Origin of the sequence: Burkholderia sp. 22088 (assembly GCF_052045915.1) — a bacterium.
GTDB lineage: Bacteria > Pseudomonadota > Gammaproteobacteria > Burkholderiales > Burkholderiaceae > Burkholderia > Burkholderia cepacia.
This window is the reverse complement of the sequence record NZ_JBQEPY010000015.1, coordinates 99054-124002: the sequence shown is the minus strand read 5'-3', so window position 1 is coordinate 124002 and position 24949 is coordinate 99054. Positions and strand designations below refer to the sequence as shown.

23 protein-coding genes and 8 tRNA genes are annotated in these 24949 nt (G+C 66.5%); 22 read left to right on the top strand and 9 right to left on the bottom strand.

Annotated features, from left to right (window positions below):
• Nucleotides 1-59 precede the first annotated feature (59 nt).
• Nucleotides 60-425 carry a hypothetical protein gene (locus ACTJLD_RS27150; RefSeq protein ID WP_027787057.1) on the top strand — a complete coding sequence of 122 codons (366 nt, stop codon included), beginning with the start codon at nucleotides 60-62 and terminating at the stop codon, nucleotides 423-425.
• A 315-nt stretch (nucleotides 426-740) separates the two neighbouring features.
• On the opposite strand, the gene ACTJLD_RS27145 is transcribed toward ACTJLD_RS27150, so the two are convergent.
• A complete protein-coding gene (locus ACTJLD_RS27145; RefSeq protein ID WP_155647991.1) occupies nucleotides 741-1124 on the bottom strand; it encodes a hypothetical protein in 384 nt (127 codons plus the stop codon).
• 423 nt (nucleotides 1125-1547) lie between these two features.
• Nucleotides 1548-1674 (bottom strand) — tRNA-Arg (locus ACTJLD_RS27140).
• Nucleotides 1675-1749: 75 nt separating this feature from the next.
• Here ACTJLD_RS27140 and ACTJLD_RS27135 point away from each other — a divergent pair.
• The 5 genes from ACTJLD_RS27135 (at nucleotide 1750) to ACTJLD_RS27115 (ending at nucleotide 7095) form a co-directional block, all read left to right on the top strand.
• Nucleotides 1750-2433, top strand: a complete 684-nt coding sequence (locus ACTJLD_RS27135) for an ABC transporter substrate-binding protein (RefSeq protein ID WP_148668953.1) — start codon at nucleotides 1750-1752, stop codon at nucleotides 2431-2433.
• Between the two features lie 50 nt (nucleotides 2434-2483).
• Nucleotides 2484-3527, top strand: a complete 1044-nt coding sequence (locus ACTJLD_RS27130) for a microcin C ABC transporter permease YejB (RefSeq protein WP_027787059.1) — start codon at nucleotides 2484-2486, stop codon at nucleotides 3525-3527.
• Nucleotides 3528-3575: 48 nt separating this feature from the next.
• On the top strand, nucleotides 3576-4673 hold the full coding sequence (locus ACTJLD_RS27125; RefSeq protein WP_048020867.1) for an ABC transporter permease: 1098 nt from the start codon (nucleotides 3576-3578) through the stop codon (nucleotides 4671-4673).
• Complete coding sequence (locus ACTJLD_RS27120) at nucleotides 4670-6292, top strand: ABC transporter ATP-binding protein (protein WP_060373099.1); 1623 nt, start codon at nucleotides 4670-4672, stop codon at nucleotides 6290-6292. The genes ACTJLD_RS27125 and ACTJLD_RS27120 overlap by 4 nt, the downstream gene beginning before the upstream one ends.
• Before the next feature lie 128 nt (nucleotides 6293-6420).
• Entirely contained in the window at nucleotides 6421-7095 is a 675-nt protein-coding gene (locus ACTJLD_RS27115) for a C40 family peptidase (RefSeq protein ID WP_021162486.1), read from the top strand.
• Between the two features lie 146 nt (nucleotides 7096-7241).
• Here ACTJLD_RS27115 and ACTJLD_RS27110 read toward each other — a convergent pair whose 3' ends face one another.
• The gene (locus tag ACTJLD_RS27110) at nucleotides 7242-8168 is read right to left on the bottom strand and encodes a patatin-like phospholipase family protein (protein ID WP_059694727.1); all 927 of its coding nucleotides are present in this window, start codon (nucleotides 8166-8168) and stop codon (nucleotides 7242-7244) included.
• A 280-nt stretch (nucleotides 8169-8448) separates the two neighbouring features.
• Here ACTJLD_RS27110 and gltX point away from each other — a divergent pair, with 280 nt between their 5' ends.
• From gltX to ACTJLD_RS27065, 9 genes are all read left to right on the top strand, one after another.
• Nucleotides 8449-9858, top strand: coding sequence for a glutamate--tRNA ligase (gene gltX / locus ACTJLD_RS27105; protein ID WP_027787063.1), 1410 nt, complete (start codon nucleotides 8449-8451; stop codon nucleotides 9856-9858).
• Between the two features lie 128 nt (nucleotides 9859-9986).
• Nucleotides 9987-10062 (top strand) — tRNA-Ala (locus ACTJLD_RS27100).
• 141 nt (nucleotides 10063-10203) lie between these two features.
• Nucleotides 10204-10279: transfer RNA gene (locus ACTJLD_RS27095), tRNA-Glu, on the top strand.
• 79 nt (nucleotides 10280-10358) lie between these two features.
• Nucleotides 10359-10435: transfer RNA gene (locus ACTJLD_RS27090), tRNA-Asp, on the top strand.
• 63 nt (nucleotides 10436-10498) lie between these two features.
• Nucleotides 10499-10574: transfer RNA gene (locus tag ACTJLD_RS27085), tRNA-Glu, on the top strand.
• A gap of 80 nt (nucleotides 10575-10654) precedes the next feature.
• Nucleotides 10655-10731 (top strand) — tRNA-Asp (locus ACTJLD_RS27080).
• A gap of 66 nt (nucleotides 10732-10797) precedes the next feature.
• A tRNA-Glu gene (locus tag ACTJLD_RS27075) sits at nucleotides 10798-10873 on the top strand.
• Between the two features lie 73 nt (nucleotides 10874-10946).
• A tRNA-Asp gene (locus ACTJLD_RS27070) sits at nucleotides 10947-11023 on the top strand.
• A gap of 169 nt (nucleotides 11024-11192) precedes the next feature.
• Nucleotides 11193-11657, top strand: a complete 465-nt coding sequence (locus ACTJLD_RS27065) for a GNAT family N-acetyltransferase (protein WP_027787064.1) — start codon at nucleotides 11193-11195, stop codon at nucleotides 11655-11657.
• Nucleotides 11658-11683: 26 nt separating this feature from the next.
• Here the strand turns inward: ACTJLD_RS27065 and ACTJLD_RS27060 are convergent, their stop codons facing one another.
• Nucleotides 11684-12559 carry an AraC family transcriptional regulator gene (locus ACTJLD_RS27060; protein WP_059585839.1) on the bottom strand — a complete coding sequence of 292 codons (876 nt, stop codon included), beginning with the start codon at nucleotides 12557-12559 and terminating at the stop codon, nucleotides 11684-11686.
• 279 nt (nucleotides 12560-12838) lie between these two features.
• On the opposite strand from ACTJLD_RS27060, the gene ACTJLD_RS27055 reads away from it, so the two are divergent.
• Nucleotides 12839-13252: a gamma-glutamylcyclotransferase family protein gene (locus tag ACTJLD_RS27055; RefSeq protein ID WP_059651599.1), complete on the top strand. Its 414-nt coding sequence runs from the start codon at nucleotides 12839-12841 to the stop codon at nucleotides 13250-13252.
• 127 nt (nucleotides 13253-13379) lie between these two features.
• On the opposite strand, the gene aceB is transcribed toward ACTJLD_RS27055, so the two are convergent.
• Nucleotides 13380-14972, bottom strand: a complete 1593-nt coding sequence (aceB, locus tag ACTJLD_RS27050; protein ID WP_334068656.1) for a malate synthase A — start codon at nucleotides 14970-14972, stop codon at nucleotides 13380-13382.
• Between the two features lie 65 nt (nucleotides 14973-15037).
• Nucleotides 15038-15799, bottom strand: a complete 762-nt coding sequence (locus ACTJLD_RS27045; protein WP_021159073.1) for a haloacid dehalogenase type II — start codon at nucleotides 15797-15799, stop codon at nucleotides 15038-15040.
• A gap of 154 nt (nucleotides 15800-15953) precedes the next feature.
• Between ACTJLD_RS27045 and ACTJLD_RS27040 the strand changes: the two genes are divergently transcribed.
• Entirely contained in the window at nucleotides 15954-16859 is a 906-nt protein-coding gene (locus tag ACTJLD_RS27040) for a LysR family transcriptional regulator (RefSeq protein WP_021159074.1), read from the top strand.
• A 171-nt stretch (nucleotides 16860-17030) separates the two neighbouring features.
• Nucleotides 17031-17465 carry a universal stress protein gene (locus tag ACTJLD_RS27035; RefSeq protein ID WP_011352489.1) on the top strand — a complete coding sequence of 145 codons (435 nt, stop codon included), beginning with the start codon at nucleotides 17031-17033 and terminating at the stop codon, nucleotides 17463-17465.
• Between the two features lie 188 nt (nucleotides 17466-17653).
• Here the strand turns inward: ACTJLD_RS27035 and aceA are convergent, their stop codons facing one another.
• The 3 genes from aceA to ACTJLD_RS27020 all read right to left on the bottom strand — a co-directional run bounded on the left by aceA (nucleotide 17654) and on the right by ACTJLD_RS27020 (nucleotide 21536).
• The gene (gene aceA, locus ACTJLD_RS27030) at nucleotides 17654-18961 is read right to left on the bottom strand and encodes an isocitrate lyase (protein WP_027787068.1); all 1308 of its coding nucleotides are present in this window, start codon (nucleotides 18959-18961) and stop codon (nucleotides 17654-17656) included.
• A gap of 393 nt (nucleotides 18962-19354) precedes the next feature.
• Nucleotides 19355-20896: a DEAD/DEAH box helicase gene (locus ACTJLD_RS27025; RefSeq protein ID WP_021159078.1), complete on the bottom strand. Its 1542-nt coding sequence runs from the start codon at nucleotides 20894-20896 to the stop codon at nucleotides 19355-19357.
• Nucleotides 20897-21266: 370 nt separating this feature from the next.
• Nucleotides 21267-21536 carry an acyl-CoA-binding protein gene (locus tag ACTJLD_RS27020; RefSeq protein WP_011352486.1) on the bottom strand — a complete coding sequence of 90 codons (270 nt, stop codon included), beginning with the start codon at nucleotides 21534-21536 and terminating at the stop codon, nucleotides 21267-21269.
• Between the two features lie 147 nt (nucleotides 21537-21683).
• Between ACTJLD_RS27020 and tsaB the strand changes: the two genes are divergently transcribed.
• Genes tsaB through ACTJLD_RS27000 form a run of 4 tightly spaced genes read left to right on the top strand, consistent with a single transcriptional unit; the run spans nucleotide 21684 to nucleotide 24934 of the window.
• Entirely contained in the window at nucleotides 21684-22451 is a 768-nt protein-coding gene (gene tsaB, locus ACTJLD_RS27015) for a tRNA (adenosine(37)-N6)-threonylcarbamoyltransferase complex dimerization subunit type 1 TsaB (RefSeq protein ID WP_060084335.1), read from the top strand.
• Nucleotides 22448-22948, top strand: coding sequence for a ribosomal protein S18-alanine N-acetyltransferase (rimI, locus tag ACTJLD_RS27010; protein WP_060170445.1), 501 nt, complete (start codon nucleotides 22448-22450; stop codon nucleotides 22946-22948). Before tsaB ends, rimI begins: the two co-directional genes overlap by 4 nt.
• The gene (locus ACTJLD_RS27005) at nucleotides 22935-23972 is read left to right on the top strand and encodes a uracil-DNA glycosylase (protein ID WP_226180169.1); all 1038 of its coding nucleotides are present in this window, start codon (nucleotides 22935-22937) and stop codon (nucleotides 23970-23972) included. Before rimI ends, ACTJLD_RS27005 begins: the two co-directional genes overlap by 14 nt.
• Nucleotides 23969-24934 (top strand): DUF1853 family protein, encoded by a 966-nt coding sequence (locus tag ACTJLD_RS27000; RefSeq protein WP_060194431.1) that lies wholly within the window; start codon nucleotides 23969-23971, stop codon nucleotides 24932-24934. Before ACTJLD_RS27005 ends, ACTJLD_RS27000 begins: the two co-directional genes overlap by 4 nt.
• The last annotated feature ends 15 nt before the right edge of the window (nucleotides 24935-24949 follow it).

The window sequence follows — 24949 nt, the reverse complement described above, 5'->3', positions numbered from 1 at the left end:
GTGGCAACGCTTGCCGTTATAGTCGAATCACACATCAAACAACCCCCAAAGAGGAATCCATGAAGACCTTGCGTATTGCCTCGCTCTTGACCGGTATGACGGCCTTGCTCGTGTCGGGCGCAGCAATGGCGGGAGTCAATGTCGGGATCAATCTCGGCGTTCCGGCACCGGTCTACGTCGCGCCCGCACCTGTGTATGCGCCGCCGCCGCCTCCGCCGGTCGTCTATCAGCCTGCGCCGGTCTATGCGCCGGCACCCGTCTACGCACCGGCGCCCGCTATCGTGATCGGCTGGCATGGCGACCGCTACTGGGACGGCCGTCGCTACTGGGGTCGCGACGAGTGGTACCACCGTCACGGCGGCCGCCCCGGCTGGGATCGCGGTCACGGCCATTGGGACAACGGTCGCCACAACGGCTGGCGTTGATCGGCAGGGCGCACGCGTGATGTGCGCGCAACGTTCGCTGATGAGGAAACCGCCTGCATGGCGGTTTTCTTTTGGCCCGACGGATTGAATGGGTAGAATCGTCCCTCGTTACTACCCTCATTCGACCGACAGGGCCTCTATGACGAAGGGTTCGCCCCGGGCCGCCGCGCGTGTCCGCCATGCCGTACGGGTTGCCGGCCGCACGGCCGCGGTGTTCGTGTTGCAGGCGGCGCTGGCCGCGACCGCCGCGCACGCGGCCTACGCCATTGCGCAGTACGGCGAGCCGAAGTATCCGCCGGGCTTCAGGCATTTCGACTACGTCAACCCCGACGCGCCGAAGGGCGGCACGCTCGTGCTCGCGAACCCGAACCGGCTGACCTCGTTCGACAAGTTCAACCCGTTTACGATGCGCGGCAATCCTGCGCCGGGCATCGACATGCTGTTCGAGAGCCTCGCGACCGGCAGCTCGGACGAGCCCGCGTCCGCGTACGGGCTGCTCGCCGACGACATCGACATCGCACCGGATCGCCGTTCGGTCACGTTCCACCTGAATCCGCGCGCGCGCTTTTCCAATGGCGACCCGGTCACGGCCAACGACGTCAAGTTCTCGTTCGACACGCTGAAGAGCAAGCTGGCCGCGCCGCAGTTCGGCGCGTATTTCGCGGAAATCACGAAGGCCGTGGTGGTCGATCCTGCCACCGTGCGTTTCGAGTTCCGCAGCGCGAATCGCGAACTGCCGCTGATCGCCGGCGGCGTGCCGGTGTTTTCGCGCAAGTGGGGATTGCGCGCGGACGGCTCGCGCATCCCGTTCGACCAGCTCGCGTTCGAGCAGCCGATCGGCAGCGGCCCGTACCTGATCGAGCGCTACGACAACGGCCGGACGATCACTTACCGGCGCAACCCGGCGTACTGGGGGGCCGACCTGCCGGTGCGGGTGGGCACCAACAACTTCGAACGGATCGTCTACAAGCTGTACGGCGATGGCGTTGCGCGGCTCGAAGCGTTCAAGGCCGGCGAATACGATGTGCTCGTCGAGTACATCGCGCGCAACTGGACGCGCCGCGACGTCGGCAAGCGTTTCGACAGCGGCGAGCTCGTCAAGCGCGAATTCCGCCAGCACAACGGCGCCGGCATGCAGGGCTTCTTCATGAACCTGCGCCGGCCGCTGTTTCGCGACGTGCGCGTGCGCCAGGCGCTCGACCTTGCGTTCGACTTCGAATGGCTGAACCGCCAGCTGTTCTACAGCGCCTACACGCGTCTGGACAGCTACTTCGCCGACACCGACCTGCAGGCGACCGGCACGCCCGGCCCCGGCGAGCTGAAGTTGCTGGAGCCGCTGCGCGCGCAGCTCGATCCGGCCGTGTTCGGGCCGATGGTCACGCAGCCGGACACGAATCCGCCGGGCTCGCTGCGCGCGAACCTGCTGAAGGCGCGCACGCTGCTCGCGCAGGCCGGCTGGACCTATCGCGACGGCGCGCTGCGCAATGCGAAGGGCGAGCCGTTCACGTTCGAGATCCTCGACGATTCGGGTGCCGCGATGGAAGGTGTCGTGACGGCCTATCAGCGCAATCTGGCGAAGCTCGGCATCGATGCACGCTTTCGCACGGCCGATTTCGCGCTGCTGCAAAAGCGCCTCGACGCGTTCGACTACGACATGACGACGATCCGCCTGCCGGGCGTGCAGGTCCCGGGTGCCGAGCAATACTCGCGTTACGCCAGCAAGTTCGCCGACGAGCCGGGCTCCGACAACCTCATCGGGCTGAAGTCGCCGGCCGTCGACACGCTGCTGCACGCACTCGGCACCGCGCAGTCGCGCGACGAATTGCTCGACGCGACGCACGCGCTCGACCGCGTGCTGATGCATGGCTACTACGCGGTCCCGCAGTGGTACAGCACGACGCACCGGATCGCGTACAAGCGCACGCTTGGCTACCCGCAGACGCTGCCGCTGTACTATTCGGCCGAGGGCTGGGTCGTGTCGACCTGGTGGGCGAAGCCCGATCACTGAGCCACGCCGCCCTACGTCCAACCCCGCCTACCGATCGCGAGTCGACGCCCATGTGGAGCTACATCCTCAAACGCCTGCTGCTGATGATCCCGACGCTCGTCGGCGTGCTGACGCTTACGTTCGCGGTGATCCAGTTCGTGCCGGGCGGCCCCGTCGAACAGGCCGTGCAGGAATTGCGCAAGGGCGCGACGGAGCAGGGCGCGGTGCCGTTCGGGATGCGCGCACACACCGGCGTCGACGCACAGCAGCTCGCGCAGCTCAAGGCGCTGTACGGTTTCGACAAACCGCCGCTCGAACGCTACTGGCTGATGCTGAAGCGCTTCGCGCGCTTCGATCTCGGCGACAGCTACTTCCGCCACCAGAGCGTGTGGTCGCTGGTCGTGCAGAAGCTGCCCGTGTCGATCAGCATCGGGCTGTGGACGTTCTTCCTCACGTACCTGATCGCGGTGCCGCTCGGCATCGCGAAGGCCGTGCGCAACGGTTCGCCGTTCGACGTCGCGACGAGCCTCGTCGTGCTCGTCGGTTATGCGATTCCGGGCTTCGTGCTCGGCGTGCTGCTGCTCGTGCTGTTCGGCGGCGGCTCGTTCTGGCAGCTTTTCCCGCTGCGCGGGCTCACGTCGGACAACTTCGCCCAGCTGTCGCTCGTCGGCAAGGTGCTCGACTACCTGTGGCACATCGCGCTGCCGATCACGGCGTCGGTCGTCGGCAGCTTCGCGGTCGTCACGATGCTCACGAAGAATGCATTTCTCGACCAGATCCGCCGGCAATACGTGCTGACCGCGCGCGCGAAGGGGCTCTCCGAGCGCAGCGTGCTGTGGAAGCACGTGTTCCGCAACGCGATGCTGCCGCTGATCGTCGGTTTCCCGGCCGCGTTCATCGGCGCGTTCTTCACGGGCAGCCTGCTGATCGAGACGCTGTTCTCGCTCGACGGCCTCGGGCTGCTGTCGTACGAATCGGTCGTGCGGCGCGACTATCCGGTCGTGCTCGGCACGCTGTACCTGTTCACGCTGATCGGCCTTGCGACCAAGCTGATCTCCGATCTCTGCTATGTGTGGGTCGATCCGCGCATTCAATTCGACACCCTGGAGCGCTGACATGAAACCGTCCGTCTGCATGCCCGGCGTCACCGGGCGAGGTGCGCGATGAACCGGGCCGTCGTGTCGTCCCGCATCGACGCGGCGCGCGCCCGCGTGTCGCCGTCTCCCGCGCGCCGCGTATGGCAGCGCTTCAGGCAGCAGCGCCTCGGCTACTGGAGCTTCGTGATCTTCGTCGTCGCGTTCGCCGCGAGCCTCGCGGCGCCGCTGTGGTCGAACGACAAGCCGCTCGTCGTGCGCTACGACGGCCAGACCTATTTCCCGATGTTCCATGCGTATCCGGAGACGACCTTCGGCGGCGATTTCCCGACGCCGGCCGACTATCTCGATCCGTATGTGCGCAAGCGGCTCGAGGCGCCCGGCAACTTCGTCGTCTACCCGCCGAACCATTATTACTACGACACGCTGAACTACTTCTCGAACGTGCCGAACCCCGCGCCGCCGTCGCGCGCGAACTGGCTCGGTACCGACGCGCAGGGGCGCGACCTGCTCGCCCGGCTCGTGTACGGGTTCCGCGTGTCGGTCGAGTTCGGGCTGATCCTGACCGTGATCGGCACGCTGCTCGGGATCGCCGCGGGCGCCGTGCAGGGCTTCTTCGGCGGGCGCATCGACATCGTCGGGCAGCGCCTGATCGAGATCTGGAGTTCGCTGCCCGAGCTGTACCTGCTGATCATCTTCGCGTCGATCTTCGAGCCGAGTTTCCTGCTGCTGATCGTGCTGCTGTCGCTGTTCGGCTGGATCGGGCTCGCCGACTACGTGCGCGCGGAATTCCTGCGCAACCGCACACAGGACTACGTGCGCGCGGCGCGCGCGATGGGGCTCACGAACTGGCAGATCATCTGGCGCCATGTGCTGCCGAACAGTCTCACGCCGGTGATCACGTTCCTGCCGTTCCGGATGAGCGGCTCGATCCTCGCGCTCACGAGCCTCGATTTCCTCGGGCTCGGCGTGCCGCCGCCGACCCCGAGCCTCGGCGAACTGCTCGCGCAGGGCAAGGGCAACCTCGACGCATGGTGGATCTCGTTGTCGACCTTCGGCGTGCTGGTCACGACGCTGCTGCTGCTGACCTTCATGGGCGACGCGCTGCGCAACGCACTCGATACGCGGATCGCCGATTCGGTGCGCGCGGCGGGAGGCCAGCGATGAGCGAACCGGTCGTATCGACGCAGCATGACCCGCTGCTGGCGCTCGAGCATCTGCATGTGCGCTTCGGCGACACGGTCGCGGTGGACGACGTGACGCTCGAGATCGGTCGCGGCGAGCGCGTCGCGCTGGTCGGCGAATCGGGTTCCGGCAAGAGCGTGACCGCGCTGTCGATCCTGCGGCTGCTGCGCGACGCCGACGTGAGCGGCGCGATCCGCTTCGCGGGGCAGGACCTGGCTGGCAAGAGCGAGCGCGAGATGCGCGGGCTGCGCGGCTCGGACATCGCGATGATCTTCCAGGAGCCGATGACGGCGCTCAACCCGCTGTATACGATCGGCGTGCAGATCGGCGAGACGATCGTGCTGCACGACGGCGTATCGGCGGTCGAGGCGCGCAAGCGTGCGATCGCTCTGCTCGCGCGCACGGGCATCGCGGAGCCGGAGAAGCGTGTCGACAGCTATCCGCACCAGTTGTCGGGCGGCCAGCGGCAGCGCGCGATGATCGCGATGGCACTCGCCTGCCGGCCGCGCCTGCTGCTGGCCGACGAGCCGACCACCGCGCTCGACGTGACGATCCGCGCGCAGATCGTCGACCTGCTGCTGGAACTGCAGCGCGAGGAAGCGGAAAAGCGCGGGATGGCGATCCTGCTGATCACGCACGACCTGAATCTCGTGCGGCACTTCGCGGACCGCGTCGCGGTGATGGAGCACGGCCGGCTCGTCGAGAGCGGGCCGGTCGAGCGGATCTTCGCGGAACCCGAGCATCCGTATACGCAGCGGCTGCTGAACAGCCGGCCGCAACGCGCGGTCGCGCCGGTGATGCCGATCGCACCCGTCGTGCTCGACGCCCGTCACGTGAGCGTGCAGTTCGCGCGCAAGCGGCCGGGCATCGCGGGCTGGTTCGGCTCGGTACCCGTGACGGCCGTCGCGGATGTGTCGGTGTCGGTGCGGCAGGGCGAGACGCTCGGCATCGTCGGTGAATCGGGATCCGGGAAGTCGACGCTCGCGATGGCGCTGCTCGGCCTGCAAAAGACGGCCGGCGGCACGATCGAATTCCAGGGGCGCGCGCTGTCGACCTATCGAGGCCGCGAACAGACGGCACTGCGCTCGAACATGCAGGTGGTCTTTCAGGATCCGTTCAGTTCGCTTTCCCCGCGTCACACGATCGAGCGGATCGTCGGCGAGGGGCTCGAACTGCATCGCCCGGACATGACGCCCGATGCGCGTCGCGCGAAGTCGCTCGCGGTACTGCGCGAAGTCGGCCTCGACCGCACGGTGCTGCACCGTTATCCGCACGAATTCTCGGGCGGGCAGCGCCAGCGGATCGCGATCGCGCGCGCGCTGGTGCTGGAACCGCGCATCCTGATTCTCGACGAGCCGACGTCCGCGCTCGACGTGTCGATCCAGCAGCAGGTGCTCAAGCTGCTCGCGAATTTGCAACAGAAATACAACCTCGGCTATGTATTCATCAGCCATGACCTGGAGGTGATCGGGGCGATGGCGCATCGCGTCGCGGTGATGCAGGGCGGGGCCGTCGTCGAGTCGGGAGAGGTGGCCGACATCTTCACCAGACCGTCACATCCTTACACACAAAAGCTGTTGAAAGCGGTCTGGAAAGCGTGATAGGCCGCCAATGGTCTGATCATCTCGATTGTATTTATTAATTTGTTTTGACAAACGATTACGCGCTGGCTAGTATCGACCGAAATTTTCCGCCAATCAGCTGATTTTTAAGCAAATTCCATCGACCAATGCAGCATCGATCCCTGACCCAGGCATGCGCGCGCACCATCGCCGGGCTATTCATCGGCGCCCTGTTCGCAGCAGCACCCGGCGCGTTCGCCGACGAAGTCAGCAGTTTTAACCAGAATGTCACAAATTCGACGCAGAACGCGTCGAATTCCTCCCTCCAGCAGACCAGCGCGCAGCCGTCGGGCGGCGGCGCGAAGTCGTTCCTCGCCGGCATGGCCGGCAAGGCGGGCGACGTGGTCGTCGGCGCGCTGAACATGATCGGCGTGCGCTATCGCTGGGGCGGCAACTCGCCGGATTCGGGCCTCGACTGCAGCGGCTTCGTGCGCTACGTGTTCCAGGACACCCTCGGCATGTCGCTGCCGCGTCGTGCGGAAGAGATGAGCCGCGTCGGCGAGAAGGTGAGCATGAGCAACCTCAAGCCGGGCGATCTCGTGTTCTTCAACACGATGCGCCGCACGTTCTCGCACGTCGGCATCTACATCGGCGACAACAAGTTCGTGCACTCGCCGTCGACGGGCAGCACCATCCGCGTTGACGATCTCGATAGCGGCTACTGGGAAAAGCGTTTCACCGGCGCGCGCCGGCTTGAGTCGGAGTTCCCGATGAAGCCGGAAGATCTGCGTCAGCGCGTGCGCGCGACGATTGGCGACGATTCGGCGAACGGCAACAACTGACGTTCGACGGCCGGTCCGGCCGGATCGAAAAAACCCTGTCACCGAAAGGCGGCAGGGTTTTTTGTTTTGGGGCGGTGCAAACGGTGAATGACGGTCGCACCGTCGTTTGTGGGCCGGCGGCATGCGCCGGCCGGCGCGTCGCGTGCTTACGCGGCGGCCACGCCGCGCGCTGCCGCGAGCTTGCGCTGCAGTTCCGGCATGATGCGCGCGACGGCTTCCTCGCCTGCAAGAATGGCCGCGTTGCGCTGGTTGAAGTCGCTGCCGCCCATGGCCGCGAGGTTCGGGCGGATCACGACGTCCGCGTACTTGTCGAGCTCGTAGGTCTTGATCGTCTGGCCCATGATCGTGAAGGTCTGCAGCAGCATCTCGATCGGGTTGTTGGTTGCCGCGCCGTCCGGCCGGGCCGAGATGTCGACCGCGATCACGAAGCTCGCGCCCATCTTGCGCGCGTACGACGCCGGCACGGGGCTCACGAGGCCGCCGTCGACATATTCGCGGTTGCCGATCTTCACCGGTTCGAACACCGACGGCACGCTGCACGATGCGCGCACCGCGAGCCCCGTGTTGCCCTGCTGGAACAGGATCGGCTGACCGCTCTGCAGATCGGTCGCGACAATACCGAGCGGCTTCGCCATCTTCTCGATCGGCCGGTTGTTGAGCGTCTTGTTCAGGAAGTTCTGCAGCGCCACGCCTTGCAGCAGCCCGCGCGAACGGAACGGCAGCGCCCAGTCGCTGATCGCTGCCTGATCCATGTCGAGCGCGATCTTGTTGATCTGCAGTGCGCTCATGCCCGACGCATACAGTGCGCCGACCACCGAGCCCGCGCTCGTGCCTGCGACGATTTCGACCGGGATGCCGCGCGCCTCGAGCGCCTTCAGCACGCCGATGTGCGAGAAGCCGCGCGCGGCGCCGCCGCCGAGCGCGATGCCGATCTTCACCGGTTTCTCGCGAGGCTGCGTGGCGCCGGAAGTATTGTCCGAACGGGATTTGTCGCCGAACGACGTGCAGGCGGCGAGGCTGGCGGACGCGGCGGCGATCGTGAAGTGGCGGCGCGACAGGCGAGGGGACGACATCGAATGGTTCTCCGGCGGCTTGGCGGCGGGTTACACGGCCCGCGGCGGCGATAGGTTCCGAGCGGCCGCGCGGCAGGTTCCGTGCGGCCGGTGCCGCGCCGGCTGGCGGCCGCGGCGCGCACATCATAAAGCAAGCGGCGCGCTTGGCGCGATGTCCGGCGCGAGTATAATTCCGGCTTCTTTCCCGTTCCGGGCGCGGCCGGCCCCGTTGCTGTCCGGGCTGCCGCCGTCGATCCCGCGTCGAATCATTCATGCGCCCCAGGCGTTCGAGTTACCGTTTATGACCCGTCCTGTCCGTACCCGCTTCGCGCCGAGTCCCACCGGCTTCATCCACCTCGGCAACATTCGCTCCGCGCTCTATCCGTGGGCGTTCGCCCGCAAGATGAAGGGCACGTTCGTGCTGCGCATCGAGGACACCGACGTCGAACGCTCGTCGCAGGAAGCGGTCGACGCGATCCTCGAAGGGATGCAATGGCTCGGCCTGGATTTCGACGAAGGCCCGATCTACCAGATGCAGCGGATGGACCGCTATCGCGAGGTGCTCGCGCAGATGCTGGAGAAGGGGCTTGCATACCCGTGCTACATGTCGGCCGAGGAACTCGACGCGCTGCGCGAACGCCAGCGCGAGGCCGGCCTGAAGCCGCGCTACGACGGCACGTGGCGTCCGGAGCCCGGCAAGGTGCTGCCGGAGCCGCCGGCCGGCGTGAAGCCGGTGCTGCGTTTCCGCAATCCGCTGACGGGCACGGTCGTGTGGGATGACGCGGTGAAGGGGCGCGTCGAGATTTCGAACGAGGAGCTCGACGACCTCGTGATCGCGCGCCCGGACGGCACGCCGATCTACAACTTCTGCGTGGTGGTGGACGACATGGACATGGGCATCACGCACGTGATCCGTGGCGACGACCACGTGAACAACACGCCGCGCCAGATCAACATCCTGAATGCGCTCGGCGGCGAGGCGCCGGTCTACGCGCACTTACCGACCGTGCTGAACGAGCAGGGCGAGAAGATGAGCAAGCGGCACGGCGCGATGAGCGTGATGGCGTATCGCGACGCGGGTTTCCTGCCCGAAGCGGTCGTCAACTATCTCGCGCGCCTCGGCTGGTCGCACGGCGATGCCGAAATCTTCTCGCGCGAGCAGTTCGTCGAATGGTTCGATCTCGAGCATCTCGGCAAGTCGCCCGCGCAGTACGACCACAGCAAGCTGAGCTGGCTGAACGCGCATTACATCAAGGAAGCGGACAACGCGCGCCTCGCCGAGCTGGCCAAACCGTTCCTCGCCGCACTCGGCGTCGACGATGCGGCGATCGCCACGGGCCCGGCGCTCGATGCCGTGGTCGGGCTGATGAAGGATCGCGCGACGACGGTCAAGGAGATCGCGGAAGGCGCAGCGATGTTCTACCGTGTGCCGGCACCGGATGCCGATGCGCTTGCGCAGCACGTGACCGATGCGGTGCGTCCGGCGCTGGCCGATCTCGTCGCTGCGCTGAAGGCGGCCGACTGGACGAAGGAGGCCGTATCCGCCGCGCTGAAGGCGACGCTCGGCACGCACAAGCTAAAGATGCCGCAACTCGCGATGCCGGTACGCCTGCTGGTGGCGGGGACGACGCACACGCCGTCGATCGACGCGGTGCTCGTCCTGTTCGGCCGCGATGTCGTGGTGTCGCGTATCGAGGCCGCGCTGGCCTGAGATTCGGGGGCGAGCGAAGCTGCCCGTGCGTGACATCGCGGCAGCTTCGCAAAAAATTTCGCTCCAATCGCAAAAAGGGTATTTACAAGTTCAAAGTAGCTCCATATAATCTCATTTCTGTTCTGCAAGGGGGTATAGCTCAGCTGGGAGAGCGCTTGCATGGCATGCAAGAGGTCAGCGGTTCGATCCCGCTTACCTCCACCATCAGAACAAGCTGGATTGATTTGCGAAGCAGCGGTGGTAGTAATAAATGCTTCACAAAATGATTCAAAGCAGTTAGAATTTCGGCCTTCGCTGTTGATTGAAAAGTGAATAGCGAAAGTCAGACAGATCTGAAAAGATTTTGTCCCCTTCGTCTAGAGGCCTAGGACATCACCCTTTCACGGTGAGTACAGGGGTTCGAATCCCCTAGGGGACGCCAGGATTCAGCGGCGTTTCGTAGAAGTGTCGCAAGGCTCGCAGGAACGTAACCGACGTCCTGCGGGTTGGGTAAGAAAGCTGGAGCGGTAGTTCAGTCGGTTAGAATACCGGCCTGTCACGCCGGGGGTCGCGGGTTCGAGTCCCGTCCGCTCCGCCAGAACGAAGCCCGTTCAAGACGTTTTTGAGCGGGCTTTTGTATTAAAGATGTAAGCAGTACGCTGTCCCCTTCGTCTAGAGGCCTAGGACATCACCCTTTCACGGTGAGTACAGGGGTTCGAATCCCCTAGGGGACGCCAGGATTTAGTGGCGTTTCGTAGAAGTGCCGCATCGCTTGCAGGAGCGTGACAAGATCCTGCGGGCGAGGGTAAGGAAAGCTGGAGCGGTAGTTCAGTTGGTTAGAATACCGGCCTGTCACGCCGGGGGTCGCGGGTTCGAGCCCCGTCCGCTCCGCCAGAACGAAGCCCGTTCAAAGAACGTTTTTTGAACGGGCTTTTGCATTAAGGATGTAAGCAGTACGTTGTCCCCTTCGTCTAGAGGCCTAGGACATCACCCTTTCACGGTGAGTACAGGGGTTCGAATCCCCTAGGGGACGCCAGATTTTGGCGTCGTTCGAACAAACGATGCGCCGGCAGGAAGCAACCGACGCCTGCCAGGCAAGCAGCAAGACTGGAGCGGTAGTTCAGTCGGTTAGAATACCGGCCTGTCACGCCGGGGGTCGCGGGTTCGAGTCCCGTCCGCTCCGCCAAAAATGAAGAAGCCCGCCTCGTGCGGGCTTTTTTATTTGCGTTTCCGGTTGTGCCAGCCGGCGGGACGTAACCACCGGTCATCACGCGTCGAGCCGCTACGAGAAATCCGCGATTGCATCCGCACGCGACTGCGCTATCGTGGCGGGATGCGTTCTTGACCCCTGCGCGATGCTCGATCCGACCGACCTGCGACTCCTGTATCAGCTCCGGCCTGCGGAGGCCGGCGATTTTCCGTTTGCCGAAGCGCTGACGCACGGCAACATGGGCGGCTATTACAAGCGCCATGGGCTCGTGTGGCGCAGCGACCTGTTCTACGCGAGCTGGCGCGAATCCGAGAACTTCATCCTCGAGGCCGACGGCGAGCGCATCGGCGTGCTGCGCGTGACCGAGGAGGGCGACTCGCTGCACATCCGCGACGTACAGATCGCGGCCGGTCATCGCGGGCAGGGCGCCGGCACCTACATGCTCGACATGTCGCACCGCTGGGCGCGTGCGCGCGGGCTGCACGAACTTCAATTGCGCGTGTTCGTCGACAATCCTGCCGCGCGTCTTTATTTGCGCATGGGCTATCAGGTTGCCGGGTCGCGGCTCGCGCAACTTGGCTCGATCCGCCACATGGTGCGGCCGGTCTGACGCGCTGATGACTCCGAATGACGCGTTCAGCGGACAGCGCCGATGGCGTCGTCGTCCGGGGTTTCGTCGTCCGCGAGGCTGCCTTCCGGGCCGCGGTGTTCGTAGCCGCGCAGCATGAATGCGCGGGGGCTTTCGCCGAATGCACGCCGGAACATCGCCGAAAAGGCGCTCTGGCTCTGGTAGCCGAGCTCGCGCGCGATATGCGACAGCGGGCGCCCCTGGTTCAGCAGCGGAATGGCCCGTGCCAGCAGTGCCTGCTGACGCCACTGCGAAAAACTCACGCCCAGTTCCTGCTTGAAGAGCCGCGAAATCGTGCGCGTGCTCGCGCCGACCTCGCTTGCCCAGTGCTCGAGCGACTCCGCATGCGCCGGATGCGCGAGTACCGATTCGCACAGCATGCGCAGCCGTTTTTCGTCGGGCATCGGCACCGCGAGCGGCAGCGGTTCGGCGCGACTCAGCTCGTCGAGCACGAGCCCGCACAGCAGGCGCTCGCGCGCGGTGCTCAGGTCGCGCGCGTCGAGCGCGACGATCAGTTCGCGCAGGAGCCCCGTCACTTCGACGACGCGGCACGCGTCAAGCCCTTCCGGCACGATCGACTCGTCGATGTACAGCGTGCGCAAGAACGCCTCTTCGACGATCACGACTTCGTGCGTCACGTGTGGCGGTACCCAGATCGCACGGGACGGCGGCACCATCCATGTCGTGCCGGTCGTCGCGACGCGCAGCACGCCGCGCGACGCGTACGCGAGCTGTGCCCACGCATGCGTATGCAGCGGGATGCGGCGTCCGGCGTCGAGCTGCCGTGCGCGCACGCGCATCGGATGGACGGCGGTCGGCGCGAATTCGGGCGGAATGTCGATGACGTACAGGTTCGGTACGTCGGCTTGGGCGGGCGGATTCATGGACGATTCGGGCAACGCTGCGGCGATGCCGTTATTGTAGAAGGCGCCGCGAAAGCGCATGCGACGGTTTGTCGGGCGATCATGCCGCGCTCAAATGAACTTTGTGTGGGAGCGCCGGAGATTTCAGGGCCGCCCGAAACCAGACGCGCTCGTGGGCCCGAACCATCGGGCCGGTATCGTGGTCTATCGATGCGCGGGGGATTGCGCAAGAATTGCGCACGGATCGCGCATGAATCGCCCGTGAACACGGCAACACACGAATCAAAGAGGAGAACCACGATGCGTTACGTATTCGTCTACGGCACCTTGAGAAACGGGGAGGCCAACGACATCGGCCACGCGGCCGCCAGGCACGGAATTGCCGCGCCGACGCTGCTCGGCGCCGCCGCGCTGCCGGGAGAACTGTACGATTTCGGCACTTATCCGGGGATGGTTGCCGGATCGGCCGGCAAGTCGCTGGTCTGGGGTGACGTCTACGAAGTCGACGACCGGCTCGTTCCCGTGCTCGACGAAATCGAGCGCGTCTATCCGGGTGTCGACTCGCTGTTCAAGCCGGACGACGTGACCGTCGAACTCGGCGGCCGGCAGTACGCGTGCCTTTACTATCCGGTCGCCGCGCACGCGACCGCCGGGCGTCCGCGCATTGCGTCGGGCGACTGGGTTCAGCACCGGCGCGAGCGGGAAGCCGTCTGACCGGTCGCGCGGCAGCCGCTTCAGCCGCAAAGGAAAAAGCGCCCCGAGGGGCGCTTTCGTTTGTGCCGTCATTCGCGTGCGACCGGCGCCGACGCAGGGGCGGCCCCGATCGGGACGGGCGGCTTCGTCAGATTTCCTCGTACAGCGGCAGCGTCAGGAATTCGGTGAAGCCTTCCGACGTCGACATCTGCTCGAAGATCGCGGCGGCGCGCTCGTACGGCTGCGTGTTGCCGCCGACAGAGCGCTTCACGTTGTCGAGTTCGGCCTTCGAGAATTCCCGCACGAGTTCGGCCGTGACCTTGCGGCCGTCGTCGAGCACGCCCTTCGGCGAGCGGATCCATTGCCACACCTGCGAACGGGAAATCTCGGCCGTGGCCGCATCTTCCATCAGGTTGTGGATCGGTACGCAGCCGTTGCCGTCAAGCCAGGCGCCGAGGTAATGGATGCCGACGTTGATGTTGTTGCGCAGGCCGGCTTCGGTGATCGGCGCTTCGGGCTGGAAGTCGAGCAGGTTCCTGCCTTCGACCTGCACGTCGTCGCGCTGCTTCGCGATCTGGTTCGGCTTGTCGCCGAGCACCTTGACGAACTCTTCCATCGCGATCGGCACGAGGCCCGGGTGCGCGACCCAGCCGCCGTCGTAGCCGTCGGTCGCGTCGCGCTGCTTGTCCGAACGCACGCCGCCCATGGCCTTGTCGTTCGCTTCCGGATCGTTCTTGATCGGGATCAGCGCGCTCATCCCGCCGATCGCCGGCGCGTTGCGCTTGTGGCAGGTCTTCAGCAGCAGCAGCGCGTACGCGCGCATGAACGGCACCGTCATCGTGATCTTCGAACGCTCGGCCAGGCAGAAGTCGCGGTCGTTCTTGAACTTCTTGATCGCCGAGAAGATGTAGTCCCAGCGGCCCGCGTTCAGGCCCGAGCTGTGTTCGCGCAGTTCGTACAGGATCTCGTCCATCTCGAACGCGGCGAGGATCGTCTCGATCAGCACGGTCGCGCGGATCGTGCCGCGCGGCACGCCGACGGCTTCCTGCGCCGCGACGAAGATGTCGTTCCACAGCCGTGCCTCGAGATGGCTTTCCATCTTCGGCAGGTAGAAGTACGGGCCCGAGCCGCGCGCAAGCAGTTCCTTCGCGTTGTGGAACAGGAACAGCGCGAAATCGAAGATGCCGCCGGACACGCGCTGGCCGTCGACCGTCACGTGCTTCTCGTCGAGGTGCCAGCCGCGCGGACGCACGATCAGCGTCGCGACCTTGTCGTTCAACTGGTAGGACTTGCCGTTCTGCTCGAGCGAGATCGTCCGGCGCACCGCGTCCTTCAGGTTGATCTGGCCGTCGATCTGGTTCGTCCAGCTCGGTGCGTTCGAATCCTCGAAGTCCGTCATGTACGAATCGGCGCCCGAGTTCAGCGCGTTGATGATCATCTTGCGCTCGACGGGGCCCGTGATCTCGACGCGGCGGCATTGCAGGTCGGCCGGCAGCGGCGCGACCTTCCAGTCGCTTTCACGGATCGCCTTCGTCTCGGCCAGGAAGTCGGGGCGCTCGCCCGCGTCGAGGCGCTTCGTGCGCTCGACGCGCGCCTGCAGCAGCGCCTGGCGGCGCGATTCGAACGTGCGGTGCAGCGCCGCGACGAGTGCGAGTGCGTCGGGCGTCAGGATTGCTTCGTAACCCGGCTTGATTTCGCCGGTGATCGCCATGCCTTGCGGCAGCGTGATCGGGGTGCTCATGAGTCTCATCTCCTTGGTCGGTCAGTTGCGGTTTCGGTAAAGGGGGAAGGCGGCAGCTGCAAACGTCATGCACCCGGGCCGGGGCGCGTGCGGTTTGCGGGTCTGCCGGACGGAGCCGGGGTGGCGAGGAATGCGAGCAGGTCGGCCATGCCGGTGCCCGTACCGTCCGGCGGCGCGCCGAGTTCCTCGGCGGGCGCGCCCGTGCGGTTGAGCCAGAACGTGGTGTAGCCGAACCAGACGGCGCCGGCGACGTCCCACGCGTTCGACGACACGAACACGATGCCGCGCCGGTTCGGTCCGAACGCGGCGGTGCCGAGCGCGTAGGCCGCCGGACTCGGCTTGTACGCGCGCACGGTATCGGCCGACAGCACGCGATCGAACAGCCCGGACATGCCGGCGCTCTTGATCGCGATGTCGAGCATCTGCGGCGTGCCGTTCGACAGGATCGCGAGCGGCGGGCGCGGGTCGAGCGCGCGCAGCTTGCGCAGCGCGGGCACCGTATCGGGATAGGTGGACAGGCACGCGTATTCGTCCATCAGTCGCTTCTCGGCCGCGCTGTTCAGCGCGAGCCCGAGCCGGCGCGCGGCGAACCGCAGCGCATCGAGCGTGATGTCCCGGAACGGGCGGTAGCGGGCGCCGGCCGGATCCGCGAGCGTGCGCAGCTGCGAGTATTCGATTTGCTTGCGTCGCCACAGCTGCGACAACCGTTCCCCGTGACCCGGAAACATCTGCTCCGCCGCGGCCAGCACCGCACGCACGTCGAACAACGTGCCGAATGCGTCGAAGAGGATTGCGTCGGGAGAGGAGAGTGTCGTTGTGGCCGACATAGCCTTGCGCTCCGGTTTCAGAGGTCGGGTAAATTCTATTCGTGATCGTATGCGCTAAAAAAGACGCTATTCATCACTTGATCTTTTACTTTCATATACCTAATCTTGAGCCGTTTAAGCTATTTGAAGGGCGGCGGCACCGCCCCGGCGAGTCATGGACCGGTTCAAGCAGATCGAAACGTTCGCTGCGGTCGCGGCGAAGGGCAGCCTGTCGGCGGCCGCGCATGCGGAAGGCGTCGCCCCGGCGATCATCGGCCGACGCCTCGACGCGCTCGAGGAGCGGCTCGGCGTCAAGCTGCTGGTGCGCACGACGCGCAAGCTCACGCTGACGTTCGAGGGCTCGGCGTTTCTCGAGGATTGCCAGCGGATCATCAACGACATGCAGAACGCCGAGGCGAGCGTATCCGCCGGCGGCGTCAAGGCGAGCGGCCACCTGCGTATTTCCGCGCCGGCCGGCTTCGGCCGGCGGCACGTCGCGCCGCTCGTGCCCGAATTCAGCGTCGGGCATCCCGACGTATCCGTCACGCTCGACCTGTCCGACCGCATGGTCGACCTCGTCAACGAGGGGTTCGATTGCGCGGTGCGGCTCGGCGAGCTGCCCGACTCGTCGCTCGTGTCGCTGAAGCTCGGCGAGAACCGCCGCGTGTGCGTCGCGGCTCCCGCGTATCTCGTACGGCGCGGCACGCCCGCGACGCTCGCGGAACTGGCGCGGCACAACTGCCTCGCGCTCGCGGCAAACGCGAACCAGCAGCGCGGCTGGGCGTTCCAGGAGGACGGCAAGGTCGTGTCGATCCGCGTGAACGGCACGATGGAATGCTCGGACGGCGCGGTGCTGCACGAGTGGTGCCTCGCCGGACATGGCCTGGCGTGGCGCTCGTGGTGGGAGGTCGGCGAGGACATCGCGGCCGGCCGGCTCGTCAGCGTGCTCGACGCATTTGCCGCCCCGCCGATCGGCATCCACGCGGTGTTCCCGCAACGCCGGCACCTGCCGCTGCGTGTGCGGCTGTTTCTCGACTACCTGAAGCACACTTACGAGCGGCCCGGATATTGGGGCGAGTAGCAGCGGGAGCCGGTCGCGTTCGCCCGCGTGTTTCCGATATGAGGGCGAACCCGCTGCCGGGGCCGGTTGGGCGGTTTCGCGCACTACACTCGTAGGAGGCATGTCCGACGCGCCACGGCCGACCCGGATGGGATCGCGGCTTGCGGCGTGTACTTGACGAAGGAGGGCGCGATGTTCCGGCACATCCTCGTTCCAACCGACGGTTCCGAACTGTCGCAGAAGGCGATCGACGGCGCGATCGACCTGGCCCGGGCGGTCGGTGCGCGCGTCACGGCGTACGCGTGCCTGCCGCAGTATCCGTACTCGCCGTTTTCCGAAGTGATCATCGAGCCGCCCGCCGATTTCCGGGCGCGCAGCGAGCGCGAGGCGCGCACGCATCTCGACGAGGTCGAATCGGCCGCGAAGGCGGCCGGCGTCGACTGCGACACCTGGACGAGCGTCCATCCGTCGCCGTATCTCGGCATCATCGAGGCGGCAGAACGCGGCGGTTGCGACGTGATCTTCATGGCGTCCCACGGACGCCGCGGGCTCGGCAGCTTGCTGATCGGCAGCGAGACGCAGCGTGTGCTGACCCATACGAAAATTCCGGTGATCGTCTATCGGTAGGGCGGTGCCCTGGAAAAAGGGCGCGCCGGACGAAGCCGGCGCGCGTCGTTGCTGGCGGCACGCAGGCCGCGCGGCCGGTCGCGCGATCGGTATCGCGCGCCTGCCGTCTCCTCCCTGATTCTTGTTCGGTGGCCGATGCCGCACCGTCGCGAGACGGTGCGGCATCGGCATGACACGCCTGGCGCGTGTTACGCGACCTTCTTGCCGTCGAAGAACTGCTCGTCCTCGGTCGAGCCGTGCAGTGCGGTCGTCGACGCTTCGCGTTCGACCGTCTGCGTCACGGCGTCGAAGTAGCCGGTGCCGACTTCGCGCTGGTGCTTGACGGCCGTGAAGCCCTTGTCCGCGGCCGCGAACTCGGCCTGCTGCAGTTCGACGAAGGCGCTCATCTGTGTGCGGGCATAGCCGTGCGCGAGGTTGAACATCGAGTAGTTCAGCGCATGGAAGCCGGCCAGCGTGATGAACTGGAACTTGTAGCCCATCGCGCCGAGCTCCTTCTGGAACTTCGCGATCGTCGCGTCGTCGAGGTTCTTCTTCCAGTTGAACGACGGCGAGCAGTTGTACGACAGCAGCTTGCCCGGGAACTGCTTGTGGATCGCTTCCGCGAACTTCTTCGCATACTCGAGATCCGGCTTGCCGGTTTCGCACCAGACCAGGTCGGCGTACGGCGCATAGGCAAGACCGCGCGAGATCGCCTGCCCGATGCCCGGCTTCGTGCGGAAGAAGCCTTCCACAGTGCGCTCGCCCGTGAGGAACGGCTTGTCGTTGTCGTCGACGTCGGACGTGATCAGGTCGGCGGCTTCCGCGTCGGTGCGGGCGACCAGCACGGTCGGCGTGCCCATCACGTCGGCCGCGAGACGCGCTGCCGACAGCTTCGCGACGGCTTCGCGGGTCGGCACGAGCACCTTGCCGCCCATGTGGCCGCACTTCTTCACCGACGCGAGCTGGTCCTCGAAGTGGACGCCCGATGCGCCGGCTTCGATCATCGCCTTCATCAGCTCGAACGCATTCAGCACGCCGCCGAAACCGGCTTCCGCGTCGGCGACGATCGGTGCGAAGAAATCGACATAACCTTCGTCGCCCGGATTCTTGCCCTCCGACCACTGGATCTGGTCGGCGCGCGTCAGCGTGTTGTTGATGCGCTTCACGACGAGCGGCACCGAGTTTGCCGGGTACAGCGACTGGTCCGGGTACATTTCGCCCGCGACGTTCGCGTCGCCGGCCACTTGCCAGCCGGACAGGTAGATGGCCTTCAGGCCGGCCTTCACCTGCTGCATCGCCTGGTTGCCGGTCAGCGCGCCGAGTGCGTTGACGAACGGCTCGTTGTTGACGAGGCTCCACAGCTTTTCCGCGCCGCGCTTGGCGAGCGTGTGCTCGATCGGAACCGAACCGCGCAGGCGGACCACGTCCTCAGCCGAATAGCTGCGCTTGATGCCTTTCCAGCGCGGATCGGTTTCCCATTGCTTTTGCAGTTCCTGTGCCTGTTGCTGACGCGACATGATGAGCTCCTTGATGCGGTGCGATGCCTGATGGGTTGAATCTGACGGTGGTGAGGCTGTTCTCGAAGCCGGGAGCGTTGCGTTCCGGTTCGTGAGGTCTTGTATAAGAGTCTAGGCAAATCGACCGAGGCGGGACAGGGGGCTTTGTGGGGCGGCAGTCAAATTTTTAGTTGTTTTGAATCAGTGGCTTGAAGTTGTAATTTCGAGATAAGAAATGCCTTTTCCCATCCCGCAATCGCCCGGGTTGTGCCACGCAGCATGATTTTTTACGACACAAAAAAATTTTCCGCATCGTGAAATGTGGGGCGGGGCGAAAAAAAACCGGCGCAGATGCGCCGGTTGGCTGAATGGGCAGTGCCATCCGTGGGGCGGCCGGTGGCCGCCCGTGCGTGCTTACGACGCGGAGTTGCTGCGACGCGGGCCGCCGCTGCGTTGACCGTCGCGGCGCGGGCCGCCGTCACGGCTGCCGCCCGGCTTGCCGCTCCAGCCGCCGCCATTGCCGCCGCCGTAGCTGCGGCCGTTGCCGCCATGACCGCCGCCCGGCTTGCCGCCGAAACGTCGACCGCCGCCGTTACCGCCGCCCGGACGGCCGCGGCCGCCGGTGCCGCCGTTGCGCGGGGGTGCCTTGCGCGGCTCGAAACCTTCGATCACGTTGACCGGCAGCGGCGAGCGCACGAAGCGTTCGATGCGCTTGAGCGCGCCCTGTTCGGCGTGGTGCACGAGGCTCACCGCGGTGCCCGAACGGCCCGCACGGCCCGTACGGCCGATACGGTGCACGTAGTCTTCCGCGAACTTCGGCAGGTCGTAGTTGAACACGTGCGTGATGCCCGGGATGTCGATGCCGCGCGCCGCGACGTCGGTCGCGACCAGCACGCGCACACGGCGCTCGCGCAGCGCACGAATCGTGCGGTTACGCGCGCCCTGCGGCAGGTCGCCGTGCAGCGCGGCCGATTCGAAGCCTGCGTCGGCGAGACGGCCGGCGAGCTGGTCGGCATCGATCTTGGTCGCCGTGAAGATGATCGCCTGGTCGAGCGCGTCGTCGCGCAGCAGGTGATCGAGCAGGCGATCCTTGTGGTCGCGGTCGTCCACGTAGTGCACGGTCTGCGCGATGTTCGCGCGCGACTCGAGGCGCTGCTGGATCTCGATACGCTCGGGATCCTTCAGCAGGCGGCTCGTCAGCGAACCGATCTTGCCGTCGAGCGTGGCCGAGAACAGCATCGTCTGGCGCGTCGCGGGCGTCGCGGCGACGATCGTTTCGATGTCGTCGATGAAGCCCATGTCGAGCATGCGGTCGGCTTCGTCGAGCACGAGCATCTTCAGCTCGGACAGGTCGATACGGCCGCGTTCGAGGTGATCGAGCAGACGGCCCGGCGTGGCGACCAGGATTTCGGGATTCTTCGCGAGCAGCATCAGCTGCTGGCCGTAGGCGACGCCGCCGAGGATGCTGACCGTGCGCAGGCGCTTCAGGTGCTTGCCGTAGGTCGACGCGGCGGTGGTGACCTGCATCGCGAGTTCGCGGGTCGGCGTCAGCACGAGCAGGCCCGGGCGCGCGACGGGTTGCGGGCGGCGCGCACGGCGGTCGCCCTGGTTCGGTTCACGCGGCGCGCGCGGTTGCTGCGCCTGTGCCTTCTGGAGCTGCGCGAAACGTTCGATCGCGGGCAGCATGAATGCAGCGGTCTTGCCCGAACCGGTCGGGCTCGAGACCAGCAGGTCACGGCCGGCGATGCCGGCCGGAATCGCGCGCTGCTGGACCGGCGTCGGCTTCACATAGCCGGCGGCCTGCAGCGCGGAGACGATCTCCGGCGACAACCCGAGCGACGCGAAGCTCGGCTCGTCCGACGCCGGTTCGACCGCGGCCGGTGCGGCGGCGTCGTCGAGACCGAGCGCCTGGTCGGCGATCGCGTTGAGCGGGCTGGAGTTGATGCTCGAAGTCATAACAATCCTTGAAACACAGTGGGTGAAACGTCGGCGCCAATCGCGCATACCCAAGTCGTCGGATTCAGCGAGCAAATCGGGAAACGGGTGCAATCCGCCGAACCGTCGGCGGATGAGGCATTAGAAGCTGTTTTGGGTGCGGCGCGCTTCAGGAGCGGGGCCGCCAGCCTGATAAGTGACGACCGCGAAGGTCGAAGCAGGAGGGGACAGGTTCTAAACCGGATTGGAGCTTAACGCTACGAGGCGTCGGGCCGGAACGGCTTGCGAGCCGAGCGCGGAGATGACGCAGCCAGCATTATAAAGAGATTTGCTGCGCTGCGCCACTGATTTGATTGCCTATTGCGACCGGGGGCGGCCGAAGGCTATTCGGTCAGGATGCCGTGCCGTTCTTCAGCGATTCGACGAGTTCGATGTACTGCTGCTTTGCCGCATCCTGCGACGTGCCCTTCAGCGCATCCCATGCGTCGTACTTGTATTTGCCGACGATGTCGGTGAAGCCCGGCTTGTCGCCATGGGCGTCGCCGTCGGTCGCCTGCTTGAAGAGCGCGTACAGGCGCAGCAGGGTCAGGTTGCCCGGCCGTTCCGTCAGTTGCTTGACGTCGATCTGGGCCTGGTCGAATTGGGCGGTGAGTTCGCTCATCGGGTGTCTCCGTAAGGGTTTCAGGTCGGGCGATCTTAACAAGCGGACCGCCGCGCGGGGTCGAGCGATCCTTCCAAACCGCCGCCGGGCATGCGCGTGCGCACGGATCGGGCCCGATCGCCCGTGGGAGCGGGGTGCCGCATTACAATGTCGCCCATGACGCAAACAGTGCTCCTCGCCATCGATACGTCGACCGAATACTGCTCGGTCGCGCTGCTGCGCTCGGCCCACGCCGATGACGCCGTTTCCATCCCGCAAACCTGGGTCCGCCACGAGCTGACGGGCGCCGTGTCGAGCACGCGCGTGCTGCCGGCAATCCAGGCGCTCTTCGCCGAATCGGGGCTGACGCTCGCCGATTGCGACGCGATCGCGTTCGGCGCGGGCCCAGGCTCGTTCACGGGCCTGCGCACCGCGACGGGCATCACCCAGGGGCTCGCGTTCGGGCGCGGGCTGCCGGTCGTGCCGATCGGCACGCTGCTCGCGTGCGCCGAGCACGCGCGGCTGCGCGCCCCCGGTACGACCCGCGTCCTCGCCGCGCTGGATGCGCGGATGGACGAAGCCTACTGGGCGGACTTCGCGTGGGATGAAAGCGCCGGCGACTGGCTCACGCTGCATCCGGCTTCGCTCGATGCGCCGGGTGCGGTCGGCGTGCCCGATACGCCGTTCACGCTCGCGGGTAACGCGGCTGCCGCATTCGGCGCGCAGTTGCCGGCCGCGGCGCACGCGGCCGTGATCGACGGCGACGCGATGCCGCACGCGCTGGCGGTCGCCCATGCCGCGCTGCGCGCGTTCCGCGCCGGCCGTGCGGTGCCGGCCGACCAGGCCGCACCGGAGTACGTGCGCGACAAGGTGGCACAGACGACCGCCGAGCGCGTCGCGGCACGCGCCGCTCAGGCAGGCGGAGCGAAGGGATGACGGGCGTACTGCTGAGCGACCGCTACCTGGCGCCGATGACGGATGCCGATCTCGACGAGGTCGTCGCGATCGAGCACGTCGCGTACGAGTTCCCGTGGAGCCGCGGCAACTTCGAGGATTCGTTGCGCAACGGCTACCTGGGCGTGTGCCTGCGGCACGTGACTGGTGCGCTCGTCGGCTATTGCGTGCTGATGCCCGTGGTCGACGAGATGCACCTGCTTAATCTGTGCGTCGCGCCGGCCGCGCAGCGCGCGGGTGCGGGCCTTGCGCTGCTGCGCGAGGCTGTGCGCATTTCGCGCGCGGAGCGGCTCGACGGCGTGCTGCTCGAGGTGCGGCCGTCCAATCCGCGCGCGATCCATCTGTACGAGCGCTTCGGCTTCGTGACGATCGGTCGGCGCAAGAATTACTACCCGGCGAAGCACCACAGCCGGGAAGACGCGATCGTGATGCGTCTGACGCTGAACAAGGATGAGGGGGACGCGCATGGCATGGGCTGAAGCGGCGCTCGAGGAAATGGGCCTCGCGCAGATCTGGGTGCGGCGCGGGCAGGGCGCGAATGAAGGCGCGGACGCGGGCGCGGCAGTCGAAGCGCCCGCCGCGGCGCAAACGGGGGCGGAGAACGCCGCACCTGCCGTCGTTGCGACCGAGCGACCTGCGCGCACCGCGCGTACGCCGGTGCAAGACGAGGTGACGCCGGCAGTGGCGCGGAGCGTCGATGTTCCGCCGGTTCGCGAGCCTGCCGCCCCGGCGCACCGCGTCGACGACGGCGATCGCGTGCCCGCGCGCGCCGCGCCGGTCGCATCGACCGACACGATGCCGCCGATGGACGATGCGCCGCCTGCCGGAGCCGACGATTTTGCGTGGTTCGATGCGGCGCCGCCGGGCGATCCCGCGCCGGCGGCCCCATTGCGACGCGCCGAAACCCCGGTTGCGACACTCGACTGGGACGCGCTGGCTGCGCGCGTGGCCGACTGCACGCTCTGCCGGCTGTGCGAGAAGCGAACGAACACCGTGTTCGGGGTCGGCGACCGCGAAGCGGACTGGATGCTGATCGGCGAAGCGCCGGGCGAGAACGAGGACAAGCAGGGCGAGCCGTTCGTCGGTCAGGCCGGCAAGCTGCTCGACAACATGCTGCAGTCGCTGTCGCTCCAGCGCGGCGACAACGTGTACATCGCGAACGTGATCAAGTGCCGGCCGCCCGGCAACCGCAACCCGGAGCCGGACGAGGTCGCGCGCTGCGAGCCTTATCTGCAGCGTCAGGTCGCGCTCGTGAAGCCGAAGCTGATCGTCGCGCTCGGCCGTTTCGCCGCGCAGACCTTGCTGAAGACGGATGCGAGCATCGCGTCGCTGCGCGGCCGCGTGCATGCGTACGAGGGCGTGCCGGTGATCGTGACCTACCACCCGGCATACCTGTTGCGCAGCCTGCAGGACAAGTCGAAGGCATGGGCCGACCTGTGCCTCGCACGCGACACGTTCCGGCGCGCGGAAGGCGCCGACGTGAACGGGCCGGCCGGGCAATGACGACGGGCGCGGCGTGCGCATTCGTCGATACGCTGCATGACGCCGCGGTTCGCGATCTGGGCTGGTTGCTTGCCAGTCCGAGCCTCCTCACCGCGGTACCGGGAGCGCCGCTTGCGCGCCCGTGGCCGGATGCGGCCGGGCAGTCGGCCGTCCACGCGTGGCTCGCCGCGCTCGATGCGCAACCCGGGCCGCTGCATCGCGCGCTCGACGGGTTCCGGCCCACCCGGCTCGGCCGCTACGCGGAATGCCTGCTCGAGTATTTCCTGACGCACGGCCCGTCGCTGCGGCTCGTCGCGGCCAATCTCCCGCTGCGCAGCAATGGCAAGACGCTCGGCGAAGTGGATTTTCTCGTCGACGCGCCGGGCGGTCAGCGCCTGCATTGGGAGCTCGCGGTGAAGTGCTATTTGTGCGCGCCGGTACGCGACGGTGCATCGCTTGCCGACTTCGTCGGCCCCAATCTCGTCGACCGGTTCGATCGCAAGCGCAGCCGGCTGCTCGATCACCAGTTGCGCCTCGGCGAACACGACGGGTTTGCGCGGCTCGGCTACGGCGCGCCGTCCGACGCGCAGATGTTCATCAAGGGCTGGTTGTTCTATCCGCACGGCGAGCCATTGCCGCCGGTGTCCGCCGAAATCGCGCCGGATCACCCGCGCGGATTCTGGCTGACGCACGCGCAGTGGCCGGCGTGGGCGGCCGCGCAGCGTGCCGGCGCCGCATGGAGTGTGTTGCCGAGGCTGGCGTGGCTGGCGCCGCGGCGTGCCGCCGCCGATACCGGATTCGAGCCGGAACCGCTGGCGGCCGCTCTGGAACTGCCGCCCGTGTTGACGACGCGCGAGGCCCCCGCGCTGATCGGCATTCATGAAAAGGGCGGTGACGGCACCTGGCGCGAACGGGCGCGCGGGTTCGTCGTGCCGGACGACTGGCCGGTGCGCGCGCAGGCGTTCGCGGCGCAGGATCACTGACGCCGCGTCAGCCGG

Excerpts from the sequence above, each read along its gene's own strand:
- ACTJLD_RS27120 (WP_060373099.1), top strand. The coding sequence starts at position 4,670 with ATGAGCGAACCGGTCGTATCGACGCAGCATGACCCGCTGCTGGCGCTC.
- ACTJLD_RS27040 (WP_021159074.1), top strand. The coding sequence starts at position 15,954 with ATGGACCGGTTCAAGCAGATCGAAACGTTCGCTGCGGTCGCGGCGAAG.
- aceA (WP_027787068.1), bottom strand. The coding sequence starts at position 18,961 with ATGTCGCGTCAGCAACAGGCACAGGAACTGCAAAAGCAATGGGAAACC.
- ACTJLD_RS27045 (WP_021159073.1), bottom strand. The coding sequence starts at position 15,799 with ATGTCGGCCACAACGACACTCTCCTCTCCCGACGCAATCCTCTTCGAC.
- ACTJLD_RS27065 (WP_027787064.1), top strand. The coding sequence starts at position 11,193 with ATGCTCGATCCGACCGACCTGCGACTCCTGTATCAGCTCCGGCCTGCG.
- aceB (WP_334068656.1), bottom strand. The coding sequence starts at position 14,972 with ATGAGCACCCCGATCACGCTGCCGCAAGGCATGGCGATCACCGGCGAA.
- rimI (WP_060170445.1), top strand. The coding sequence starts at position 22,448 with ATGACGGGCGTACTGCTGAGCGACCGCTACCTGGCGCCGATGACGGAT.
- ACTJLD_RS27060 (WP_059585839.1), bottom strand. The coding sequence starts at position 12,559 with ATGAATCCGCCCGCCCAAGCCGACGTACCGAACCTGTACGTCATCGAC.
- ACTJLD_RS27005 (WP_226180169.1), top strand. The coding sequence starts at position 22,935 with ATGGCATGGGCTGAAGCGGCGCTCGAGGAAATGGGCCTCGCGCAGATC.
- ACTJLD_RS27130 (WP_027787059.1), top strand. The coding sequence starts at position 2,484 with ATGTGGAGCTACATCCTCAAACGCCTGCTGCTGATGATCCCGACGCTC.
- ACTJLD_RS27025 (WP_021159078.1), bottom strand. The coding sequence starts at position 20,896 with ATGACTTCGAGCATCAACTCCAGCCCGCTCAACGCGATCGCCGACCAG.
- ACTJLD_RS27110 (WP_059694727.1), bottom strand. The coding sequence starts at position 8,168 with ATGTCGTCCCCTCGCCTGTCGCGCCGCCACTTCACGATCGCCGCCGCG.
- ACTJLD_RS27035 (WP_011352489.1), top strand. The coding sequence starts at position 17,031 with ATGTTCCGGCACATCCTCGTTCCAACCGACGGTTCCGAACTGTCGCAG.
- ACTJLD_RS27055 (WP_059651599.1), top strand. The coding sequence starts at position 12,839 with ATGCGTTACGTATTCGTCTACGGCACCTTGAGAAACGGGGAGGCCAAC.
- gltX (WP_027787063.1), top strand. The coding sequence starts at position 8,449 with ATGACCCGTCCTGTCCGTACCCGCTTCGCGCCGAGTCCCACCGGCTTC.
- tsaB (WP_060084335.1), top strand. The coding sequence starts at position 21,684 with ATGTCGCCCATGACGCAAACAGTGCTCCTCGCCATCGATACGTCGACC.
- ACTJLD_RS27000 (WP_060194431.1), top strand. The coding sequence starts at position 23,969 with ATGACGACGGGCGCGGCGTGCGCATTCGTCGATACGCTGCATGACGCC.
- ACTJLD_RS27020 (WP_011352486.1), bottom strand. The coding sequence starts at position 21,536 with ATGAGCGAACTCACCGCCCAATTCGACCAGGCCCAGATCGACGTCAAG.
- ACTJLD_RS27150 (WP_027787057.1), top strand. The coding sequence starts at position 60 with ATGAAGACCTTGCGTATTGCCTCGCTCTTGACCGGTATGACGGCCTTG.
- ACTJLD_RS27115 (WP_021162486.1), top strand. The coding sequence starts at position 6,421 with ATGCAGCATCGATCCCTGACCCAGGCATGCGCGCGCACCATCGCCGGG.
- ACTJLD_RS27125 (WP_048020867.1), top strand. The coding sequence starts at position 3,576 with ATGAACCGGGCCGTCGTGTCGTCCCGCATCGACGCGGCGCGCGCCCGC.